This window comes from Caballeronia sp. HLA56 (genome assembly GCF_054655155.1).
In genome coordinates, this window is the sequence record NZ_BAAHOB010000005.1 from 2,300,003 (window position 1) to 2,322,946 (window position 22,944).

General features: G+C 57.3%; 14 protein-coding genes and 1 pseudogene. 7 read left to right on the forward strand and 8 right to left on the reverse strand.

Annotated features, from left to right (window positions below; translation table 11 throughout):
- The first annotated feature begins 100 nt into the window (after positions 1 to 100).
- From ACYQ47_RS30375 to ACYQ47_RS30385, 3 genes are read left to right on the forward strand one after another with little or no spacing between them, the layout of a single operon-like run.
- Positions 101 to 3,907, forward strand: a complete 3,807-nt coding sequence (locus tag ACYQ47_RS30375; protein WP_459908435.1) for a hypothetical protein — start codon at positions 101 to 103, stop codon at positions 3,905 to 3,907.
- Positions 3,908 to 3,920: 13 nt separating this feature from the next.
- Positions 3,921 to 5,099, forward strand: coding sequence for a hypothetical protein (locus tag ACYQ47_RS30380; protein ID WP_459908437.1), 1,179 nt, complete (start codon positions 3,921 to 3,923; stop codon positions 5,097 to 5,099).
- On the forward strand, positions 5,096 to 5,671 hold the full coding sequence (locus tag ACYQ47_RS30385) for a hypothetical protein (RefSeq protein ID WP_459908439.1): 576 nt from the start codon (positions 5,096 to 5,098) through the stop codon (positions 5,669 to 5,671). Before ACYQ47_RS30380 ends, ACYQ47_RS30385 begins: the two co-directional genes overlap by 4 nt.
- Positions 5,672 to 5,715: 44 nt before the next feature.
- Here the strand turns inward: ACYQ47_RS30385 and ACYQ47_RS30390 are convergent, their stop codons facing one another.
- The 5 genes from ACYQ47_RS30390 to ACYQ47_RS30410 all read right to left on the reverse strand — a co-directional run bounded on the left by ACYQ47_RS30390 (position 5,716) and on the right by ACYQ47_RS30410 (position 12,829).
- A complete protein-coding gene (locus tag ACYQ47_RS30390; RefSeq protein WP_459908441.1) occupies positions 5,716 to 7,314 on the reverse strand; it encodes a hypothetical protein in 1,599 nt (532 codons plus the stop codon).
- A gap of 290 nt (positions 7,315 to 7,604) precedes the next feature.
- Positions 7,605 to 7,877 (reverse strand): hypothetical protein, encoded by a 273-nt coding sequence (locus ACYQ47_RS30395; protein ID WP_459908443.1) that lies wholly within the window; start codon positions 7,875 to 7,877, stop codon positions 7,605 to 7,607.
- Between the two features lie 107 nt (positions 7,878 to 7,984).
- Complete coding sequence (locus ACYQ47_RS30400; RefSeq protein ID WP_459908445.1) at positions 7,985 to 8,728, reverse strand: hypothetical protein; 744 nt, start codon at positions 8,726 to 8,728, stop codon at positions 7,985 to 7,987.
- 15 nt (positions 8,729 to 8,743) lie between these two features.
- Entirely contained in the window at positions 8,744 to 11,731 is a 2,988-nt protein-coding gene (locus ACYQ47_RS30405) for a hypothetical protein (RefSeq protein ID WP_459908447.1), read from the reverse strand.
- A 573-nt stretch (positions 11,732 to 12,304) separates the two neighbouring features.
- Complete coding sequence (locus ACYQ47_RS30410) at positions 12,305 to 12,829, reverse strand: TauD/TfdA dioxygenase family protein (protein ID WP_459909388.1); 525 nt, start codon at positions 12,827 to 12,829, stop codon at positions 12,305 to 12,307.
- A 26-nt stretch (positions 12,830 to 12,855) separates the two neighbouring features.
- Between ACYQ47_RS30410 and ACYQ47_RS30415 the strand changes: the two genes are divergently transcribed.
- Positions 12,856 to 13,976, forward strand: a protein-coding gene (locus ACYQ47_RS30415) for an IS3 family transposase (RefSeq protein ID WP_459904298.1) whose coding sequence is annotated in 2 segments (ribosomal slippage) — positions 12,856 to 13,114 and positions 13,114 to 13,976 — 1,122 coding nt in all. Because the reading frame shifts where the segments join, the coding sequence is not laid out codon by codon here.
- Here the strand turns inward: ACYQ47_RS30415 and ACYQ47_RS30420 are convergent.
- The 3 genes and pseudogenes from ACYQ47_RS30420 to ACYQ47_RS30430 form a co-directional block, all read right to left on the reverse strand.
- Complete coding sequence (locus ACYQ47_RS30420; protein WP_459908449.1) at positions 13,938 to 14,360, reverse strand: TauD/TfdA dioxygenase family protein; 423 nt, start codon at positions 14,358 to 14,360, stop codon at positions 13,938 to 13,940. The two genes, ACYQ47_RS30415 and ACYQ47_RS30420, sit on opposite strands and share 39 nt — an antisense overlap.
- Positions 14,361 to 14,407: 47 nt before the next feature.
- Positions 14,408 to 14,716: a hypothetical protein gene (locus tag ACYQ47_RS30425; protein WP_459908451.1), complete on the reverse strand. Its 309-nt coding sequence runs from the start codon at positions 14,714 to 14,716 to the stop codon at positions 14,408 to 14,410.
- Between the two features lie 1,129 nt (positions 14,717 to 15,845).
- Positions 15,846 to 15,984 (reverse strand): annotated as a pseudogene (locus ACYQ47_RS30430) (transposase); the annotation flags it as partial.
- Between the two features lie 295 nt (positions 15,985 to 16,279).
- Between ACYQ47_RS30430 and ACYQ47_RS30435 the strand changes: the two are divergent.
- The 3 genes from ACYQ47_RS30435 to ACYQ47_RS30445 all read left to right on the forward strand — a co-directional run bounded on the left by ACYQ47_RS30435 (position 16,280) and on the right by ACYQ47_RS30445 (position 22,527).
- Entirely contained in the window at positions 16,280 to 18,733 is a 2,454-nt protein-coding gene (locus ACYQ47_RS30435; protein ID WP_459908453.1) for a hypothetical protein, read from the forward strand.
- An 830-nt stretch (positions 18,734 to 19,563) separates the two neighbouring features.
- Positions 19,564 to 20,684, forward strand: a protein-coding gene (locus ACYQ47_RS30440; protein ID WP_459904298.1) for an IS3 family transposase whose coding sequence is annotated in 2 segments (ribosomal slippage) — positions 19,564 to 19,822 and positions 19,822 to 20,684 — 1,122 coding nt in all. Because the reading frame shifts where the segments join, the coding sequence is not laid out codon by codon here.
- 632 nt (positions 20,685 to 21,316) lie between these two features.
- Positions 21,317 to 22,527 (forward strand): IS3 family transposase gene (locus tag ACYQ47_RS30445; RefSeq protein WP_459909390.1). Its coding sequence is split into 2 segments (ribosomal slippage): positions 21,317 to 21,635 and positions 21,635 to 22,527, totalling 1,212 coding nucleotides; the frame shifts between segments, so codons are not numbered across the junction.
- Positions 22,528 to 22,944 lie beyond the last annotated feature (417 nt).

Here is a 22,944-nt window from a genome sequence, read left to right on the forward strand (position 1 = left end):
CTGGGGAAAGCGCATGTCCACAGGATGTGGACATGCGCTTCAGCTTCGCCGTCGATACTCCGACGCCGCGATCCGAAAAGCCGTTGATCACGAGGCGGACATGACCCGGAAATCGAAGACGCAAACTCACGACGTGCTCGAATTCGATCCAAGGCGTGCGCTGGCCCGGGCTCTGATCACCGAAAGCCCACCAAAAACCGGCCGCATCTTGCGCCTGCTTACCGGTCTCGGTTCGGACCGCGAAAGCGTTTATACCGGGCTGTTCACGCCGTTTCTCGAAGGTGCGTATCGCGCGGGCGAGACGTATATCGGACGGGGCTATGGGGCATCGAGTGACGAAGAGGTGCAGCGCATCGTAGAGCATTGTCATTCCAGGAAGCTGATGCAGAAGGCAGCATTGCAGAAATCCCGCGCATTCCTGGATGCCCCCAAGAGTCGTCATGTAGCCGCACTTGTCGATCAAGGAAAATTCGACGCCTATCTGCGCCGGACATTGCTGCCGCAACTGCACGAGGAAGTCGCCTCGTGGTTCAGTCCAGTCCCCGTGACGCAATCGGCTGTCTCGAACCGCCGCCTCAGCGTCTTTCGCAATCTTCCGCAAGAGGTCCAGGTCATCGTTCTCTATCTGGCATACCGTGTCGGCAGTCGTCATCACGACGGATTGCGCTGGCTCGTGACGATGCTGGACTGGGATTACCTCGCGCGCGTGCTGCGACATCCGAAGCTCGTCGCTCGCTATCACGTTGGCGCCATGCAGGCGGCTATGCAGCTCAAGCTTGTATTGCGCAGCGGGACGCGGGATTTCCTCGTGCAGGCGCTGACGGATCAACCGACCGTTGGACAACGCGCGCTTGCCGAGGAATATGAACATATCGTCGGCAAGCGCATGTCCTACAAGCCGGCGTCGGACGTTCAAAAGACCATGCTCGATCACACCGACGCAGACAATGTCGGACTGAGCGCACTCTGCCTGTCAGGCGGCGGCATTCGAAGCGCATCGTTCTGCCTTGGCGTGATTCAGACGCTGGCCACCTATCGGCTGTTTGGCCGTTTCCATTACCTGTCGACGGTGTCCGGCGGCGGCTATATCGGAACGGGATTGACGCGCTGGATGGCCGGCATCGCCGAGTCCGATTGCAAGCCAACCGACGATTGCAAGGCTCAACACGCTCTGCAGTACGCCGAGGAGCAGTTGTCACGTCTGCGCCGCGCAGATTACATCAAGGACCGCATGAGCGGCACCACGTTCGAGCACGAAGGCCCGCTTACATGGCTTCGGATGAACAGCAACTATCTGGCTCGGCAACTGTCTCTGTTTTCCGCCGATGCATGGACAGTGGTCGCAACGTACCTGAGAAATCTCGCGGTCACCTGGCTGATATTCTGGCCGTGGTTCGCGTTGTTCCTCGCACTGCCCTGGCTTGCGGTCTTGTTCGGACAGCAACACGCATTCATTGGACTCGACGGGCCTTTCGACCTGGGATTTGCGACCATCTGCCGTGCTTCGATGGCGGGTCTCGTCGGGGCCTTGCTGGGCGTCGTTGGCGCGTCCTACTATTTCCAAGGCTCGCCGAATGGATCACCATCCGTCGGGAAGGTGTACGCCAATAAACTCCGCTGGCCAGGAGATGGGGACGCACGCGCGGCGTTCGGCGCGTTACTGCTGATAACCGGATGCATCCTTCTCTCCAGCATGATGTGGTCCGATGTCGATGACGGACTGCTAGGCGACTCCTTTCCAATCCTTGCGCGGTTCTGGACCGCTCTCGTTGCCGCGTTGAGCGCAAGTCAATTACCCTGGCTGCGCGATCTCGGGCACGCGCTTTCCGGGGATTCACTCGCCCTCCTCAGGCATTTCTGGCACTACATGGCGGCGGCCGCAGCAATCGTCGGCACCCAAATGGTACTCGCCACGCTTAACGTCGACCCGAACAAAAGCCGAAGCCGTCTGGTGATGCCGAGCGCAGCATTTCTTGCCGCCCTCACACAGATAGGCCTCGTTCTCTGGATTCGTTGGGGTCTTTCGAACTGGAGCCCCAACAAGATCGACATCGAGCGGCTGGCGCTGTCCACTACCGTGCGCGCATTGGCTACCCCACCCTTGTTGCTTCTTGCGCTGCTGATCGGCGAGGCGGTCAAGGCTGCGGTGCGCTCGTACACCGAACCTGCGGATCGCCGTGAACATCAGGCGCGGGCGCATGCCTTCTCCTTCATGCTGATGACGGCATGGATCGTATGCGCGGTTCTGGTCATCGCAGTTCCTGCTCTGCTCAGTTTTCTCGGTGATTCAGTGCCAGGCGCCACCGCCGCAGGAAGCGGCCTTTCCGTTGCGCTGAGCGGTTGGTTCGGCTACCGCAAGTCCACACCGGGCAAGCCTGAAACACGTACGCCGATCAGCATGACGCTGGTGGGTGGCATCGGCATGTTGCTTCTGGCCATTCTTCTTTCCCTTGGCGCATGGAAGACCTTCGAGCACACAGCCATGTTTCCCGGATGGCAAATGCCTGTCCGTTGCCAGTGCATGAATCTCAAGCCGGACGAGCAGCTAACCGTTGCCTCGCCGAAATACGATCTCCCGGGTTTCAAGCTGCCGGTCTCCGACAGCATCTGCAAGATCCCCAAGGCGCAGTGCGTAGACCGTTCGTTCGTTTCCTACTTCAACGCCCTCGTCGGCCAGTTCGACACCGAGAGACTGTCGACCGTGCTCTCTATTCTTCTCTTCACCGCCCTTGTCGCGTTTGGCCTTGGCTTTGTGATCCGCATGAACGAGTTCAGCCTCCACGGTTTCTACCGCGATCGTCTCATTCGTGCCTTCTATGGCGGCTTTCGCAGTCTGAACGACCCGCGAAAGCCTGCCCTCTTCACCGGCTTCGATTCGAAAGACGACATTCCTTTTTCGCACGTCAAAGATGCGCTCTACAAATGTGCAAAGAAATTCGACTCGAATCATCAGCCGAGCAAGCCGCCGTTCCTTGTCGTCAATACCGCACTCAATCTCGTCAAGGGCACGGAACTGGCGTGGCAGGAACGTAAAGCCGACAGTTTCACGATGACCGCATTGAGGGCGGGCAACTATCGGCTGGGTTACCGCGACATCCACCGCTTCGCCGATAACGTCAACCTCGGCACCGCCATGGCGATATCCGGGGCTGCCTTCAATCCGAACATGGGGTACAACAGCAGTGGTCCACTGGCGTTCCTGATGTCGGTGCTCAACGTGCGGCTAGGCTGGTGGCTCGGTAACCCCAAGTTTGCCGACTGGATCAGGAAAGATCCGTCTTCTTCGAGCTGGCGGCTTCTACAGGAGGCGGCGGGCCAAACCACCGACACCGATCACTGGATTCACCTTTCCGACGGTGGCCATTTCGACAACATGGGTCTCTGGGAAATGGTGCATCGGCGCTGCAGATTCATCCTCCTCGTCGATGCAAGCCAGGATGCACACTTCGCAATGGAGGACCTCTACAGCGCCATTCGCAAGATACGTATCGACATGGGTATAGAAATCAGCGCAGAGCAAGAGCCGGTCATGCTCTTCCCGCGCTCGGCCCGCGCAGTGGGCTTATGCCATGCGCGCTTCACGATTCGCTATTCGGGCTTCGACAAAGACAGCCCCACTCCCGGCCCCAATGGACAGCTGATCTATCTCAAACCCTGCATTTACGGTTCGGAGCCGCCGGACATCGAGCAGTACGCCCAGAAACACCCGGACTTTCCGCATGAACCCACGGCGGACCAGTTCTTCAACGAATCGCAATTCGAAAGTTATCGAAAGCTCGGCGAGTGGGAGATGCTTCAGCTCCTCATGTACGCCACTGGGGCAAGGTCGCCAGGCGAACTCGCTGAATCGGATGGTATCGAGCTGGTTGCGAAAGGCAAGCGGCGCGGATTGTTCACCAAGGTGTAGCGAGGGCTGCACGATGCGCGCGCAGATCGCCGTCTTCTTCCTTCTCATCACGCTGCTCGCCGACGCGCCGGAGAAAGGACGCGCTGCGGCTGGAGGCATGCCCGCCGCGCCGGTTCTCATATGTCACGCCGATCCGCTTGGTCAGTGGCAAAACACGCATTGTGCTGACGGCGTCGACTGCACGGCCACATGCACTGCCTATCCTCACTGCGATGCCGATTCCATCAGGCAAACGCTCGCGGAATGCGCGAGACGGAACAACTGCACACCGCTCGTTCTGCACCGAAAGATGAGCCGGCTCGGCTGCCACTTCGCTGCCGATGCGTTCTGGGTCAATTCCAATGCAAGGCCTGCACGCGAACTAAAAACCAATAGCCGCACGGGACGGCGGGTCATCGATTTCGGGCAGTCGTCGTGTCGGGACAGCGACCAGAGCGCGCTGGAAAGCGCCCTCAATGAAAAGAGCCTCTTCAGTTGCTCGTCCGGCGGACGCCACAGGGCATACGCGCTATTGCTGCGTCACGGATGCAACGTCGACCTCGACGGCATGGGCCCGGACGGACCCTACACGCGCATTACATTGCGCAGGGAGAAGCGGGAACCGGTCGATGCGGCTGGAATCGCTCCGCAGCCGCGCCTGCTGGTCCACTTCGAACCGGAGCTGACATCGTCGGTGGTAATCCATTCCCCGTGTGATGGCCAGGACTGCCTTCCGATCGGAGCCCCGCTGCCGGAACACATTGCCCCGATTTGCGAAGGGCTCGCCCAACTCGGCACGGCGCATCGGCTTGCCGTGTGCTCATCCATGCGAGGTGATTCCGACATCAGCATTCGCATACAGCTGAGCGACAGCGACACCTCGACCTACACTCAGAACGTCGAGATCGTGCGCCCGCCCTCTCCGCCCTACCCACCACCGCCTGTATCGCCGGCAACAACAATCCCTCCTACGATCGCGATTGCAGGCGCCGCCGGTTCCCTCGGCCTCGGCGCCTTGCTCGCCGCGCTTGGACGATGGCTATTCACGCGCGCGACGAAGAAAGATTCTGACGGCGTCGCCGCGCCCGGTATCGCCAGGCATGACATACAGGACGTCCATGTCGCGGTTGCTTTTGCCGGAAGACCGAAGATACGTGTGCGCAGGGCAGGACATCCGTCACGCGCATCCATCATCAGGAGACGCAGACCATGAGCATCGACGTTGTCCCTTATCCACGTTCGATCCCGCCACAGCCGACCGTTGCATGGTTTCTGCGCGATCTGGTGCCCGATGGGCTATGGAATGAGTTCGACATTGGCAAAGCGTCCGCTCCGCAACTCGCCCGCGTCCGCTTGAACCTAATCAGGCACGGAGGCCGCGACGCGTGGTTGCGATTTGTCGCCGAAACGCGCACTGCCCTGCCGCATCTCTTGTCCCTGTCACTCTTCGACATGCTTCAGCGAGCGCTCGGTAACACGCGAGTCTTGCCCGACGAAGTCGCGCTCACGTGCTATCCCTTGCTGACCGCCTATGCAGGCGGCCGCATGGTCACGCCGCGCATCAAGCTGCATTGCCACGTTCGTCTTAAGTTCTCCGATGCTGGACAAACTCGCGCAGACAATCACGTAGCCGTTGTGACCGAAGTCACATTGCGACTGGGCGATGTGTGTCTGATCGAGCGCGTGCGAGGCCGTTACTTCGTGCCGGCTCCACCGTGCGGGACCTCGTGGCGGGCACGTGGAAGGAGATGGCGTAGGTGGTCCTATCCGGCCAATACGCACTAGTCGCTCTCTGCGCATTCCCGCGATGAGACCGTTCGCCGCCCCACCTAGTCCTCGGCCACCGAGACGTCGGCCGGGCCTCCGTCATCGCCGGCCGTGTGTCCGTTGTCCACCCGGACCGACACGGGCCTGATCGGGCACGCCGCGCCATAGCTTGTTAGAAACAGCACGCGCTCCGTAATCTTCCGGGCATTAACGCCTGCAAGCGTTTCCAGCATCTGCGCGATGAGTTCGTTGTTCGACGATGCCATCGCGAAGCCCCGCACCAGTACGCCGGTGCCCGTCGTCGCCAGCGCCTCCGTACCGGAAGCGAGCATGTCGATCTGTTGCAACTTCTCATCGGCCGGGTCAGTGGCAATCAGGCACTCCGACGCATCGAAGAGTTTCTGGCTCGCCTGGCATGCGGTGGAATTGGGTGCGCCTTTGAGATGCCTTCCATTCGCGTCGAAGATTGCCTCGACGAATACCCGTATCATCTGCGGGCCGAACTGCGACAGCTGTGGATAACTGTGCGTGAGTCCCACTCCGCCCTTATCCGCGAATGCATACGAGATTCCCGCGAACTGGACACTCAGCCCCGCACGCGTAACGAACGCGCTAGATCCTAATCTCGGCCCGCACGCGCCCGACTTCGTGCTGACGCTCTTGCACAAATCGTCGAATGCGGGAGATATCAGCTTCTGAATGTCGCCGGCCGACATTCCCGTCTTGACCTTGCCTGCGATGCTGCCGGACAACGACGTAACGAATGACGTCTCGTCGATATCGAACTGGATAAACTGGCCGCCCCGGAAATAGGCGTCGAAGTAAGCCGACAGATAGCGCGCGACGTTGAACAGGCGAACCTGGGTTTCGAGCGCGTGCTGATCGATGTTATCCGTCCCTCGGAGCATCTCGTGGATATGCGCCGCGCTCAAGAGCGCCATCAGATGAAACGCCCGGAAAGATGCGAGGTCGGTCAACTTGCCGAACAGGTCCCCCTTGCCTGCGGTCGTGAATGTCTTGAGTGGAACTTTCGATCCCGCTGTTGCAGTCGGTTTGAATTCGCCCGGCTGCGTGGCGGGCTTCTCCCTCGTTGGGAGGAGCGTGTTGAGATCAGCTCGCGCGGTACTTGCAATCGATATCTCGTCGACAATCATTCGGGCCCGCCGCACCAAAGTGGCAAGACGTTTTTGAAGTTGCTCGTCGGGCTTGATTCCGGTTTCACTTGCCCACGGCAGCTTATCGAGCAGCATGCCTTCGACCTCGTCGGGTCGCATGGCTAACGGCACATCGACCTGGCCTTGTGGTACGGCGATGTCCTTCTGCACGCCCTGTGCAGGGCCAGCCACTTGAGCCGCTCTCCCGGTCTTCTGCGCCTTCGCTTTTACGACGAGGAGCCACGCCTCATCGAATTCGGCCTTGAAGCTGACCAGCTCGATTCGTCCAATAGGCCCGAACCAGGTCTCCTCTCTCACTGTCGCAAAGGCGCTTTGCAGTCGCGCGGCGGCAGCGGATGTCGCAACGGGTGAAGCAGCGGACGCGATCTTGACTGGAGCGTCCGATGCGCTACAACCCGGATCGGCGTCGGGATTCTGCGCCGGCGTGGCAACGAGCGGTGCGAGACCGCTTCTGTTGAACAGCGAACAGCCGGAAACGACCATCATGACGATGCATATGAGCGCGAATGCGTAGAGGCGGGCGCAGGACGACTTAGAGCATGCGTTCATGACGCTCTCCTCTTTCTTGTGAAGGCAGTTGTCTCTCGGCACGAATCGCTGTGACTGAACGAACAGGTGACTCACGCGTATCGGCCTCTTCAATACAGGCCGGCTTGCTCCCGAGATCTATTCAAGGTAGAACACATGCCCGCGTCAGTCCGCCAAGATAGCCTCCAAAATCGCCTTGAACCCGATTTGGATCAGCAGTGGGAATGTCTTTCCGATGCAGCGCGCTTTCATTTGACCGCAACGGGCGCGTTATCGGTGTTGAGCTTGTTTGCAGCAGTCGCTGCACTGCTGTGAAACGCCGAACAGGTCACTTCATAACGCATGCCCTTCCGGCTCAGATAACCTTCGTTGCACAGTGCGATCAAGAAGCGGTTCAATTCGCCGTCGTCCTGAGGCGCTTCCTTGAGGTTGTTCTCGACCACGCGAAGTTTGGTCTCCCAACGTTTAATCGCCGAATCCGAGAAGCTCCAGATAAAAACGCCTTCGGCACTGTGTCCCATGACAAAGTGAAACAGGAAAACACCAAGCCAGCGCTGTGCTGTCCGTTCAGGCGGTTTTGAACATGCGAATAGCGCTCCTGGCCATTGGACGATCGAATCCTTGCATGTCAGGCCGAGCTTTCATAAAGACTTCCTTCTTCTCCCTCTGCAAGCAGGGCAGCGAGCTCGGCGTACCGTCCTTGTTCCCAGACACGAATGAAGACTACCCTCGTCCACCATATTGCGTTCACGGCCCCGTTGAGGACAAAGAATTGGAACTTCAACGCGGAAACCCAGGCGACCCGGCTGAGCTCTGTGTCGGAAGGATTTGGCAAGCCTTGGGAGCGAGGTTCCATATACGCGAGGATCCAAAAGTTCTCGACGTGGTCGGCGAGTGCGCCGAGCAAGGCGAGAACGCAGGTGCATGTGAGCGCCAACCGCCAAAGGGCCATCGGCTCCGACCTGACGCCTGTGAGTTTCTTGTACGCAAGCCCGGCGGACGCAATGAAGAAAAGCGTATAGGCATCGACGAACAGATTGTCGATCCACATGAGAGCGGCCGGTATTGTGACCTCAAAAAGCGGTCGGGGCTCTGCGTCATTGCGAGGCACGCTGTAGATTGCGTGCTCCAGGTTTTTCCTGCACTGTGTGGCGTCCGACGTCTGCGCAAGCGCGTAGCTGATGCAGGGACCAGCATTGGTGCCCAGAGAACTCCTGTTGAAGTAACCAGCACTTCCGATCCAAATTACGATGACGGTGCCGAGAATCGCCAGCCAGCGTCGCTTCGCGAAAGCGATTAACCGGGAGCGCTCGATGCCCGCTGTTCCTGACGGAGTCGGGACCCCCTCATGGTTTGCATCTGAGGTATCCAACTTGAGCTCCCCGGTTCAGTGAAGCGGAAACGCCGGATCTTGCAGGCACCTGATCGCGATGAGTTCCCCAAGCCTTCGATAACTCTCGAACTGACTTTCTGAAAAGAACTGGTCGACCGTGCTCTGCTGCGGAAAGCTTTCGCTGGTCCTCGAATAACCAAAGACGTCAACGCCCAGATCGGCGAGCGCGATCAACGTCGGCTTGATGATTACGATTGTTCCCAAGAACCCCTTTTCATCTGCGGTGTCGACATTGCCGAACATGGATGAGTGTCGCCTCGTCGGATACCAGATCCATCCCACGACGAAGCCTTTGCTCGTGCTCTGCTGAGACCTCGAGGTGCCTAGCTCCGACAAGTCGAAGTCGATGTCCACGCCGAAATCGACACGGCACTTTCGTACGATGTCCGCCAGATCGCCCATCGCTCGCTCCACGTCCGCAGTGGCATCCACGGCGACGATTGTCTTGCAGCGTCGACGCACGAGCTCGTAGACACCCGTGTTGTCAAAGTGTCCGCCATCCGACAGATAGACATACTTACTGGCTTCGGTGGCATAGCCGAACAGCTCCTTCAGGAGGCAGAGAAGTCCCCATGAGGGTCCTGAACGTGTCCACCCCTTCGTCCAGAGCGGATTCGGCGACCATCTGCCGAGCCTCGCGTTGAAGATTGTCATGATGAACCCGAGCATGGGACGCGTATTCTTGCCGCTGATCGAACTGACGGCGGCGCCTGAGATCGTCATGGCGGTTCCGAGCGTGAACTTACGCCGGCGCTCACCGCGCTCAACCTCATTCTCCCGCGTCGAAGCCCATCGGTCCGAGTTTCGGTACCCGCCTGTGCGCATGCCACTCGCGCCGGGCACAAGCGAGACGTCTGCATCGCCTGTGCTCGGCCCCATTTCGAAGCCGCAGTACCAAGGCGTGAACGTGAACGACGCCGCCTTGCGCTCCTGCCACGCCAGGTTCCGGCCATGCGTGATGTTGAGCGCCGCGTTGAGAATATGCACCGGCCCCTCCAGTTTCCCGCTGACCTCGCATCGGCCCAAGTCGGCGATCGGCAAGTCGTCTGCTTCATCGAAACCCGTGAAGGGATGCGCCCTTCTCTTGTCATGACGGCTGGCGCCGAGATAACAGCGTATGAGCCGGTTCTTGTACATGTTGTGCAGAGAAAACTTGTTCACGTCCACGCGCCAACCGAACGTGAAGAGCACAAGCGTGCATACGGCAAACATCAGCCAATCGATGGGTAGATGGAAGCCCTCGCGGCATTGATCGGCTTTACCGAAAGTGAATTCCAAAGTGGAGAACTTGAAGCACTGAAACGATCCTTTTTCCTGAAGCTCAAAGCTCTTTTCGAATTGCGAGGCGTACGACTTTTCGGGTGACGGCTCTTCAGCGAGCGAAATGTTTGCCGGCTTTCCCTGTTTGCCTTTTACCTCAAGGACGACTGTGGCCTCCGCAGTTGCTTTCTTGGGCTCTGGATTCGATGAGTGTTTCGACGCCGTTGGCTGAGGCGTGCTGTTTTCTGGAGGAGCGGCCAGTCCTTCATAAGTGAGGCCGACTCCCGCTGCCACGCCGAACAAGATGCCAACCACAACGATTGCCAACGCAACATTCAATGCAACCTCTTTGACGCGGTTGCGGAATGTTCGCTCACCCTCCGGCGCACGCTTGGCGACAAGGGTCGATATTAGGCTTCCGATCCAGCCAGCGCCCGCCACGGGGGTGATCCAGGTCAACCCTGCATGGTATGCCCATCTCGCGATCGACGCGCTGTAGAAGGACAAGGCAAACAGTCCGACCCACACCAGTCCGACGATGACGACCCAGGCGTTCATGCGCGCCCACCATTCGCGCGTCCGCTCCCGATAAGCTCGCCCTACAAGACCGACTATCACCCACCCGACGACACCGAATGTAATCAGGAGGGCAGGCGGTCCAAACGAAAGCAACGCCGCGCTGACGATACTGTCAGAATATGGAGGCTTGCCCACGTCCCCTTTGAGCAGCGCAAAGCCTTGCTGAAATCCGACCACCAGGCCCAATCCTATGACAATCGTGATACCGTACGCCATGAGGAATACAAGCGCCTCACCTACGGTGTCGACCAGGCGATGCTTCTCAGCGAGCATGTAGACGAACCATAGCGATCCCGAAGCGGCGAGAAGCGCGAGCGCAACCGCCGCGAGCCTCAGCAGATTCGGAGCGCGAAGCCCGGGGTGGCTCGTCATGGGCGAGAACAGGGGAAAGGTCGCCAACAGCGCGGTCAGCACGCCAGGAAGAATGACCAGGAGCAATACACCCCAGGTTCTGTTCACGAGTTCGATCTGTCCATCCATGTTCTTGCTCATGACTTTGGACAGGTGCAGCGAGATTCCTGTTGGAAAAAGAAAGAATCCAAGCCATGCGGACGCGTAAGCAAGCTCCTCGACGTAGTGATGCATTGCTTTCTCCGCGGGCCAGACGAGCAGCCGCGGAATAAGAAAGCAGATAGCAAGAAACGCGATGAAAATGAAGAGATTCAACAAGACATTGCGAAGCCAGGTGGCGACAAGCGTCATCGAGTCGGCGGACAGCATGCCCAGCTTTGGAGCCAGATAATTGCTGTAGCTTCGTAACCAGCTCACCTCCGGGGCTTCGACGTATCCGCCGTCGCGCGGCGAGTTGAGCTTGAGTGCCTGATTGACGACGCTGAAGCCCTTACGGTGAATCCACGCAGAAAGCCACGATCCTATATATCCGCCACCCGAAACCGTGGAAAGGTAAGTGACGTCCTTGAGCTTGTCGCGTTGGGCAAATGCTTGAATGACGCCAAGGCAGAAGGTCGCAGACCGAATTCCGCCTCCCGAAAGCGCCAGACCCACCCGATCCCCGCGGTCCGCAACATCGCCACCTTGAGTGGCTCGTGCGCTTTTCGACTTCTCTTCCTCTTTTTCCAAAGCCACATTGGCCCGGACGACGCGCGCGGATGGCTCAACAGGTTCATTGTGAGTCGTAGTCACGATCGCTCCGCTTGTTGCATCACCTCCGGACAGCCGAGGCCATGTCGGTTGCCATGCCGGTCTGACGACAGCGCAGAACCGCGCTCGCGGCGATTGTCCAGAAAGCGCATTGCAATAATTCGCCCGTACGCACGCGTGCGAAGGCGGTGACGGCATGGGCGGAAAGCCTGTGTTGAATCGCTCCGCTCACGGCAAGAGCGGAACCAGAGCGTTCAGTGGTCTAACTCAACGTGGCGGGGAGAGCTGGCGCGTGCGAAGCCGGGCCGTGCGGAAAGGGAGCGCTTCCGCGTTGGCGCTAATACGGCGCATGGACTCGTGCATGGCGGTCCCTTTCTCAGACGAATTCGTTATTGACTTCGTTGCTTGCAGTGGACTGTGGCTTATGGACACGCAAGGAGTTCAAAGAAGAATAGAACCGTGCAACAGCAATTGTATAAGGGTCATCCCGTATCGGTACGATTTCGATTCGCATGACCTATGAACTTTGGTTCGCACGCTTGCCCAGCGTCCGTGAACCGAAAGTGTTCAGTGGGGCCCAGCCAGCATCCAAACGACTCGCGGCGCAAAGCATGTCTAACGGCCATATGCTTCTACATTTTTAACGAGCAGGTCTTCATTCAGCGTGATCCGATGCATCACCTGCCCGAACCTGTGATAACCGTTCACACGGTTGTGCTGCGCCGAGCAGTTGTCCCAGAATGCAACGGCAATTGCTGTCCACGCGAAGCGGCAGCTGAACTCGGGCTTCACCTGATGCCGGAACAGAAAGTCGAGCAGTGGCGCGCTCTCGTCGCTCGTCATGCCGTCGATGCCCACGGTATGCGCGACACTTACATAAAGGCTTTTACGGCCCGACTCCGGATGCGTGCGCACGATTGGATGCAGCGACACCAGATCCTTCGGCTTTTCGCCGCGCCCGTTCGTGCGGATGCAGTCCTTGCGAGTGCGCGACACGTCCGCCTTCGCCGACGAATTGATCCCTTTCAATCCTTCGAGCAAGCGCTTCATCGTGTCGGAGAGGGCATCGTAGGCGAGCTGCTGATTCGCGAACAGCGTGTTGACCTGCCCCGGTAACTTGAGACCGAATTGATCTAGGATAACGGCGCATCCATACGGAGCGCGTCATGAAGAAGAGTCGATACAGCGATGAGCAGATTGTTCGGATCTTGCGGGAGGCGGACAGTGCGCCGATTGCCGAGGTGGCAAAGCGACACGGTGTCAGCGACGCGTCGATTTACGCGTGGCGCAAGCGATTTGGCGAAATGGTCAGTTACGACGTCAAGCGATTGAAGGCGTTAGAGCTCGAGAACAATCGACTGAAGAAGCTCGTGGCGGAGCGTGACCTGGAAATCGAGGTCATGAGGGAGATTTCCGCAAAAAAATGGTAAGCGCACAGGCACGCCGCGAGCAAGCCCGCTATGCCATTTCGCGCGGGCTGAGCCAACGACGTGCGTGTGCGCTGATTCACGTCAGTCGCGCCAATCTCGGTTACATCAGCCTCATGCCGGGCAAGAACGGCCCGATCGTGGAGATGATGCGACGCCTCTCGGGTGATTATCCCCGCTTCGGCTCGCGGCGCATCCGCATCATGCTGGGCCGCGAAGGGATCGTCATCGGCAAGGAGCGGTGCAGCCGGTTGTGGGCGCAAGCCGGTCTTCAAGTGCCTCGCAAACGACGCCGACGCCGCGTTGCCGGTTCGCGTCCTCGACCGCTTGCTCCGAGCGCTCGCAACGCCGTATGGAGTTACGATTTCGTCTTTGACGCGTGTGCCAACGGCCAGCAACTGAAGTGTCTGACGGTCGTCGACGAGTACACGCGTGAATGTTTGGCCATAGATGTGTCTGGCTCGATCCGATCGGCCAGAGTCATTGAGGTGCTGAGCAAGCTAATCAGCGTTCACGGCGCGCCACGCTATATGCGAAGCGACAACGGCCCCGAATTCGTCAGCGCAGCGTTGCTCAAGTGGGTGGTATCGGAGAAGATCGAATCGGCGTTAATCGATCCCGGCAAGCCATGGCAGAACGGCACGAACGAAAGCTTCAACGGTAAATTCCGTGACGAATGTCTTGCTATGGAATGGTTTCGCAATCGGATTGAAGCCAAGATCGTGATTGACGACTGGCGACGGCATTACAACGAGGTTCGACCGCATTCGAGCTTGAACTACGACACGCCGCTGGCGTATCGCCAGCGCTTAGAAACCAATTCAACCCAAGCCGTTATTGCTAGAACGCAGTGGTCTTAGAAAAACGGGCAGGTCAGTGTCGCCACCATACGGCGGAATTTCGCGTGAAAGCAGCATCGAGCCCATTGGGGGCACCTCGAGATATGTCGTATCCGAAAACCATATCCCGCAGAAATTCACGCGCTCCGTCTCCAGCTTCTTCACCTCGATGATCGTCGGATAGCCCTCAATGCCCTTCACGAATGAATATTCGATCGGTTCGCCCGTAGCATTTGCAAAGTCCAGAAACTGCTGCGGACTCAGGTCTTGCTCGCGCAGAAAGATCACGAGATGCTCGTTAAATGCGCCGCGCAACGCTGCCGCCTGTTCACGCGACACGCCACGAGCCAGGTCGAGGCCGGATATCTCCGCGCCCAACGAGCCGGACAGCTTTCGTATTTGCATGAGAACTCCTTGAGGCACGCTCGAAGCGTCCGAGAAGCGCGTGCGAATCAGCCAGCGCCGAGCAGCATCGTCGATAACGAGGGAAACACGCCGATCAGCGCGAGCACGGCCATCATGACGAATATATAAGGCAGCGTGCCCAATACGATGGCCGAAGAGATCACCACGAGAATCAACATGCCGCTCTGCGCCGCGTTGCCGAGAATCTGCCGGAACTTGCTCCACGACACTTCGCGATACACGTTTGTGGCGGACTTGGCCTGCTCATGCCTCGCGAACCTAGGGTCGCGGACAGTCGCGTGTGCGTGTTCGGCGCGCACGGCATAGGCCGTCCCTTGCCGCCGAGCGTGGCTCAAGCTAAGCGTCGATCACAATAAATCTGCCACTACCCTCGCCTCATAGCGGCGGGCTCAGGCGCGATCGCGGTGACAGCTTTGCTTCCATTCCGAGCGCAATGGAAGTGTCAACTCGCCTCGGTCCAGATTAAGTCATTCACTTCGCGTCGAGGATCACGAATTCCCCTTTTATCCCATTGATTCGACGAAGCATTCGATACTTGAAAGGACGATTGATCGGGGTCATCATGGTGCGCAGCCCAATTTTCGGAGGGCCAGTCACATTCGAGAACGTCGCTGTTGCGATAACTCTAATTCTCTCAATGGCTCACATATGCAACCAACTTTAAAATGCACAATCACGATCTATATGTATGCCTTAATACCTTCTCCATCGAGTGGCATCAACTTGCTCATGGCCAGAATCAGTAACCTTGGACGCATCTAAGCAAGGACTGTTGATCGGCCTTTGGCGACATTCGCCATTCGGTCGTCGGACGGCTGCTACATGTCACACGACCGTCGTTGACGATGCGGTGCGGTTGATGTCCGCTTCCGGGAGTGGCCGACGAGTCTAAACGGTTAAGACACTATGGCTTTCGGGAGACAGAGCTAGCCCACCCGTGACGCGAATGGCACCAATCTCGCGTTTGGGGACCTTCGACGAACGATTGTAGATCTATTCGCGCGAGGCGAGCGTGTTGAGCCGGCCGACGGAGGCAGTGACAAAACTGGCGATCCTACCCAAGCGTCTTGGGCCTGCAGAGCAAGCGCGGCGTGTGTTTACCGCTGCTGTCGAAATACCAGCCCAACGAGCTGCGGGTAGAGACTGCTTGGAGCTATCGGCACCTTGCACGTGTAAGGCCCAAATTCAGCAACGGCATGAAGGATTTTCCAAGGGCAACATCGATCGAGAGTGAGATGCGCGGGTTCGACTCTGCCGCCCGGTCTAGGAGGCTCGCCACGCCTGCAAAAGAATTCCCACGCCACCATTGCAGCCGCCGCTCGTGAAATATGCACCGGAGTGCCGCCAGACGAAAGTCGTTCGACAACGACCCGGCTCGTGTAGTTATGGCATGAGTTTGAACGCCTGCCGAGCACGACGAATCGTTCCCAGATTTGGGCGGCGCACCGGAGTGGCGAACAGCTACAGCCCAGAGTGCCGTATTCGATAGCCCCTGGCGGCTGCACGTGAAGCAGGAAGCGGCGCATGAACTCTCCAATATGGAGCGTCATGGCCTTGTTTCGGGTGCGGCCCTTCGCAGGAAGTCACTGCATCGGAAGGTCAATTGCGCGTCCGAAATGAGTCAACGCCGGCGATCCAGCCGGACCGGGCCTACTTGCGGCGTGACAAACATCATCAAAAAACTCCATTGGGAGAGGTGAACATGACAGTGCCCCGACTGGGCTTTTGGCGCTCATGTGGATTTTTTCAAGCGGTTCTTTAGCTTGCCTGGGGCGGGATCGGGAAAGCACCGATAACCCTTTCGCCGCACCCATTCCTAACATACAAAACCACAACGTGAACATCCTCCTCTTGAAACTATTGCCCTAGTCGGTCGGCGAATTATTGGGGACGAGACAATGCAACTTGCAATTTTGTGTGCATCCCTGCACGTGTTGTTGCTTGCCGGATGCGCCGTTGGGGGAGTCACGCCGCTCATAAACGACGCTCTTAAGAAATGTGACGACGACCGGGATATCGATTGCATCATCGAGGAAACGTCGGGTACGGACGGGTCGGGGGCGGTTCGCGAGCTAAAGCCCAGTAGCAAGGATCTTCCTAGCATTGGTTTGGCTATGTCTGGAGGAGGATCTAAGGCAGCGCCCTTTGCAATGGGCGTACTGAAGCGTTTCATAGACGGGGATCCAACCCCATGGATTTTCAGGACCGAATACCTCTCCTCGGTGTCTGGCTCAGGATACAGTGCATTTTATATGTATTCCAAAGCGTACATTCTTGCCACAGACAAGAATGTGTCCAACGGTGAAGAGGAAACGAGGCTGCGACGATTCTTTGTCGATGCACGCTATTCGGCATCGAAGCAGCCCTACAACGTGGAGATTCGGTCAATCGACGCTGGAGATGAGGGCATTGTCTTTAGCCTCCCTGACATGGCGGATGACGCTTGCTATCACTTAACAACGCCGAGCTATGCACCTTTCTCTGGAACGTACGAACCGACGAAAATCAGTTCGGACCTGAAGGATGGCGTACATCAGGGATGGGTAGAGTGCTACCAGGATATCCTGGTCTCGTCCCGCTCCGTCAATACGGCGGATGATCGTGATACTGGAAAGCTCGCGCGGTCGTTCGGAACAATGGCAGCCGAGTCGTTAATGGCAGCGCCTATTCACTACTTTTCCAATCTTGTTTTTGATTGGCGCAAACGCCTATCCCCTACCCAGTACGACTATCTGTTTGGAATCGTCCGAACGTATGGTTACGCTCCTGAGCCAGGTAAGATGCTGCCAGCCGGGTCCCGAGACCCTGCGTTCGAAAAGATCGTCGACTGTTTTACTTTTTCGGATCTCGCAGAGATATACACTCAGCCCCATGACGAGATCAAGAGAAAAATCGGCGGTTATCTTCCTAAATGGATACTGCAGGCAACGGGAACTTCTGGCAACGTCGGCGTTAATTTGAGTCGCGAGGCGTACAACCTTCCCACTGACGTTTTTGAGATCACGTTCGATGAGTTTGGTTCTGGACGTTACCACTACGTGCGAGGCTCCCCGGACCTTGTGGGACTAACGGTGCCCATGGCAGTGCTTTCGTCCGCGGCCTTCGCGGACACCGCCCAGCGCTCGTTGCGCTATTCAAGGGCTACTGTCAATGCCGTGCTCCAAGTACTAAATCTCCGATGGGGCTTCGACATAATCAATTACAACACGAGCAACTGGTCAAGGGTGAAGCACTCGTTCCTTCCGTGGCCATTCTACTTTTACGACGATCCCGACACAGGGCACGAAGGTCCGACAATCCATCTTTCTGATGGGGGACAGTCTGGTGACAATCTTGGGATGGTTTCGCTGCTTCGTCGGAGCGTTCGGCATATCATCGTTGCGAATGGCGAAAATGATTGGCACCGCGATCCCAACTCGGACGGCTTTATGTCAATGTCTTCCCTTTGCTCCGTTAATTATTACCTTGTACAACACGGCTACACAATGACGTTCAAGGGCGATCCTCGCAAAAAAGAGGAATCACAAGATAGATTTGACTTCGACCTTTCCGAGCGCTGCACCTGGGACAAAGACCATAGGTTCATATCAATCCAATCGGTTGAGGCGTCTCGAACCAACGATGTGAAGGCAAGTCCCGTTGAAGACAGTGAAAATATCACTCCATTTAACTGGAAGCGGCGCGTATGGTTGGGCGAAGTGCGGATGATCGAAGATCCAAGCAAAGATCCGAAGTTAACAAGAAAGCGAATAGATCTTTTAACTCGAGGTGAGAACTTGCTAGATCACAAGGAACTTTTCCCGAAGCAACTCGATGGGATCAAGATTTATTACATGATGGCCGCGCTGGACAAGGACGAGTGGACCAACATAACCCAGGAGGTATTCCGTCGCACGGGTGGCGAAGAGTCGAACGGCAAAGCAACGCCATGCCTCGGCGCGTATCCACGAGGTTTTGCGGACGGGAAGAACGCGGCGTATCCCTGTGGGCTAATTCAATACGTCCATGACACCATTGTCGAACCGCCCGGCGCCCCAGTCTTGACCAAAGAGGAGCAATCGGAAGCCGACAAGGCGCGCAAATGGGTCTTCCCTCAAAACAGCACTACCTTCACAACGTACAGCAATAGTGTGGAATTGTTTCGTGCCTACCGGGATCTGGGGTGGGCTTATGCGAACAGTCTTCCGGCCTCCGATCCCGAGCTAGCAGCGCTCCTTACAGGAGCCGAGAACGAACAGCCCCAAAATTACAAGGCGTTCTATGATCGAGGAAAAGTCATTCGTACGCGGCCGCCGATATGCGCTCCGTTCGACGCCTTCAGGGCCGATTCAACAATGGTTCAAAGAAACTGAACAAATAAAGGAGGAAAAACATGTTAATCGCGCCTCAGGTCTTCGACGACATTGCTCATGCCGGATCAAACCTGTCGGTCGACGCGACTTCGGTTCCGTCAAATCGACTCCCTGCCATCGCGCGCTTATGGGAGACCGCGTCCGGGACCTTGACTATTCGGAATGCCGGAACTCTCCCACCAGCTTTGCTTGCCGGGATTGCACGTGCCCTCGGACCTCGAGTCACCTTTGTTGAGTCGTAGGCTTCGTCCAGCGCGACTAGCCCGTTCCCCTGTTCGCGCATCGTATCGACTGGGGAGAGCCGGAAGTCATTCAGCGACTCGGAAAAGCACTTCCAGAGTCGTTTTATAGAAGGTCGTCAAAGGTTAGGAATTTTTAAAGGACGATTGAAAGCTCATACGCCAAGTAACGTTCGTATCGAATACAGCGGCGGGCGTGTAGCCTGCGACCGGTTAACTAGTGAGTCCAAGGCTCGTGCACACCGAGCACTTACTACGATTGAAGAGTGACTGTACGCTCGCCTTCCAATTCTAATAGTTTCGGACGAAGCTACAGTCTTTAAGCTATAAGCACTTCAGTCAAGCGCGACTGACCCGTCATGCGGTTTTCGCTGAACGCCCACGTATCTCGCGCTTCACGCTGTACGCCAATACTTGGAGACTCATTTCGGGCCTGCCCTGTGCAAGCGTCCGGAAAGGAACTGTTTGATAACCATGTAGCTTGAGGTACCCGTTGGGGCTGGGCGGCTTTTGCTGAAGTCAACGTGACCTGCCCCGGTAACTTGAGACCGAATTGATCTAGGATAACGGCGCATCCATACGGAGCGCGTCATGAAGAAGAGTCGATACAGCGATGAGCAGATTGTTCGGATCTTGCGGGAGGCGGACAGTGCGCCGATTGCCGAGGTGGCAAAGCGACACGGTGTCAGCGACGCGTCGATTTACGCGTGGCGCAAGCGATTTGGCGAAATGGTCAGTTACGACGTCAAGCGATTGAAGGCGTTAGAGCTCGAGAACAATCGACTGAAGAAGCTCGTGGCGGAGCGTGACCTGGAAATCGAGGTCATGAGGGAGATTTCCGCAAAAAAATGGTAAGCGCACAGGCACGCCGCGAGCAAGCCCGCTATGCCATTTCGCGCGGGCTGAGCCAACGACGTGCGTGTGCGCTGATTCACGTCAGTCGCGCCAATCTCGGTTACATCAGCCTCATGCCGGGCAAGAACGGCCCGATCGTGGAGATGATGCGACGCCTCTCGGGTGATTATCCCCGCTTCGGCTCGCGGCGCATCCGCATCATGCTGGGCCGCGAAGGGATCGTCATCGGCAAGGAGCGGTGCAGCCGGTTGTGGGCGCAAGCCGGTCTTCAAGTGCCTCGCAAACGACGCCGACGCCGCGTTGCCGGTTCGCGTCCTCGACCGCTTGCTCCGAGCGCTCGCAACGCCGTATGGAGTTACGATTTCGTCTTTGACGCGTGTGCCAACGGCCAGCAACTGAAGTGTCTGACGGTCGTCGACGAGTACACGCGTGAATGTTTGGCCATAGATGTGTCTGGCTCGATCCGATCGGCCAGAGTCATTGAGGTGCTGAGCAAGCTAATCAGCGTTCACGGCGCGCCACGCTATATGCGAAGCGACAACGGCCCCGAATTCGTCAGCGCAGCGTTGCTCAAGTGGGTGGTATCGGAGAAGATCGAATCGGCGTTAATCGATCCCGGCAAGCCATGGCAGAACGGCACGAACGAAAGCTTCAACGGTAAATTCCGTGACGAATGTCTTGCTATGGAATGGTTTCGCAATCGGATTGAAGCCAAGATCGTGATTGACGACTGGCGACGGCATTACAACGAGGTTCGACCGCATTCGAGCTTGAACTACGACACGCCGCTGGCGTATCGCCAGCGCTTAGAAACCAATTCAACCCAAGCCGTTATTGCTAGAACGCAGTGGTCTTAGAAAAACGGGCAGGTCAGCGGCACTTAATTGGAAGAGTTTATCTCGCGTCGAGTTAGATAGCACCACTTGCAGCGTACGCCCGAGCAGCATAAGCGGCCAGAGAAACAAGCATTGGCAGAGCATCCCGTAAGCCCCGCCGTCCGCGAGTGGCTTTCCGCCCCCGTTGTTCCAACTCGCTAAGGGCCACCCGCCCCATAACAACGCGAACACGACCAAGGCCGCGCCAACCGAGAGGTAAAGCGCAAGCCAATGCTCACGAAGCAGGGTTAGAAGGTTCATGGCGCGGCGGCTGAAATGGAGATAAGAATAATAGCCGCTTTGGCCCGCAAGAAGCCGGAAGCAAGAGCTAAGGTCCTTTCTTGCTGCTTTTATTTGGACTTAGCGTTGTTTTGCAACTGGCCGATCGGTGTCACGCGGAAATTGCCTAATATTTACGCATACCCCCGCCTTTTCTATGATTATCGGCTTGTCAATAGCCGAGTTAGCGATAATCATTGGTATAGTCACAACAGTTAATGGTAATGCTCAAAATATAGGCTGGAACAGCCCCCTGAAAGACCGGACACAGTCTCCCACTTACAATAGCGGGTAGGCATAAGACTGTGTATATGACTCACAACAAGAACGAAGTGATGGAAGTGTTGACGGGACCTGAGCGCCGACGGCGCTGGTCGGCTGATGAGAAGCTGGCGATGGTTCGGGAGACGTTCGAGCCGGGCAAGACAGTTTCGATGGTGGCTCGGCTGCACGGCATCAATCCGAATCAGCCGTTTCAGTGGCGCAAGCTGCATCAGGACGGCAGCCTGTCGGCAGTGAGCGCTGGAGAAGAAGTTGTGCCGGCGTCCGAGTTGAGCGACGCACTGAAGCAGATCAAGGAGCTCCAGCGCCTGCTGGGCAAGAAGACCATGGAGAACGAGATTCTCCGGGAAGCCGTGGAGGTGATGAAGTCGCGAAAATGGATTGCGCGCTCACCCTCATTACCGGGGGACGGCCAGTGAAGCAGGTCTGTGACGTTCTCGGTGTAGCGCGCTCAAATGTGTCGGTAAAGCTCGCCCGGACTGCTGACTGGCAGGATGGCCGGCGCGCACGCAAAACGGATGATGCTGGCATTGTCGACGAAATCCGTTTGCTCGTTGCTGACTTGCCCAGCTACGGCTATCGACGCGTCTGGGGCCTGCTGCGAAGCGAGCGGGAATTGCGGTGTGAGGCTCCAGTGAATGCGAAACGTGTTTATCGCGTGATGCGCCAGCACGATTTGTTGCTTCACAGGAGGCCTGCGAGGCCGAGCATCGAGCGTCGGCATGAAGGTACGGTGGCGGTGCCCAGAAGCAATCAGCGATGGTGCTCTGACGGCTTCGAGTTTCGTTGCGACAACGGCGCGCCGCTGCGCGTGACGTTCGCACTCGATTGCTGTGACCGCGAAGCGATCAGCTGGGCAGCGACGACAGGCGGTCATAGCGGCGACGTTGTGCGCGATGTCATGCTGGCGGCTGTCGAACATCGTTTCGGGAACGTTCGCAAAACGCCCGCGCAAATCGAATGGCTCAGCGACAACGGTTCGGGTTACATTGCCGAAAAGACCCGCGCGTTCGCTTCAGATATTGGTCTCAAGCCGTTGACCACGCCCGTATGCAGCCCGCAGAGCAATGGCATGGCAGAAAGCTTCGTCAAGACGATGAAGCGCGATTACGTTGCGTTCATGCCGAAGCCGGACGCGGCGACCGCCGTGCGCAATTTGGCCGTCGCATTCGAACACTACAACGACAAACACCCGCATAGCGCGCTGAAATACCGCTCGCCGCGCGAGTTCCGACGTAAAGCCGATTCATCAACCTTGGTGTGAGATGGTGTCCGGAACTACGGGGGCAAATCCATAGGCAGTCTATAACCCTTCTCGTGCTTTTAATTCTTATTTTTATTTTCTACATTAATAATTACAGATTGTAGGAGTTACATGGACCAACCAAGGATAGACCCACTATGGTACGAGGAGCTACCTAACGACTTCTGGACTTGGTACGAGTCCGTTAGGATTAAGGCCAATGACATAGTGAGCTTAACAATAAGGGTTAAACGTGCATCCATATCAATGGACTACATAGACCTCCAAGGTAGGCCTAAACGGGCCAAATATTGGAGAGGCCGAGCATCGAATTGGCCGAGCAAATTTGCTGAAAATCTGCTGTAAAACAGCAATTCTAAAAAGCCCAAACCCATATGGGACAAGGCTCTCCAGCATTCTGCCTAATATATAGAAAGC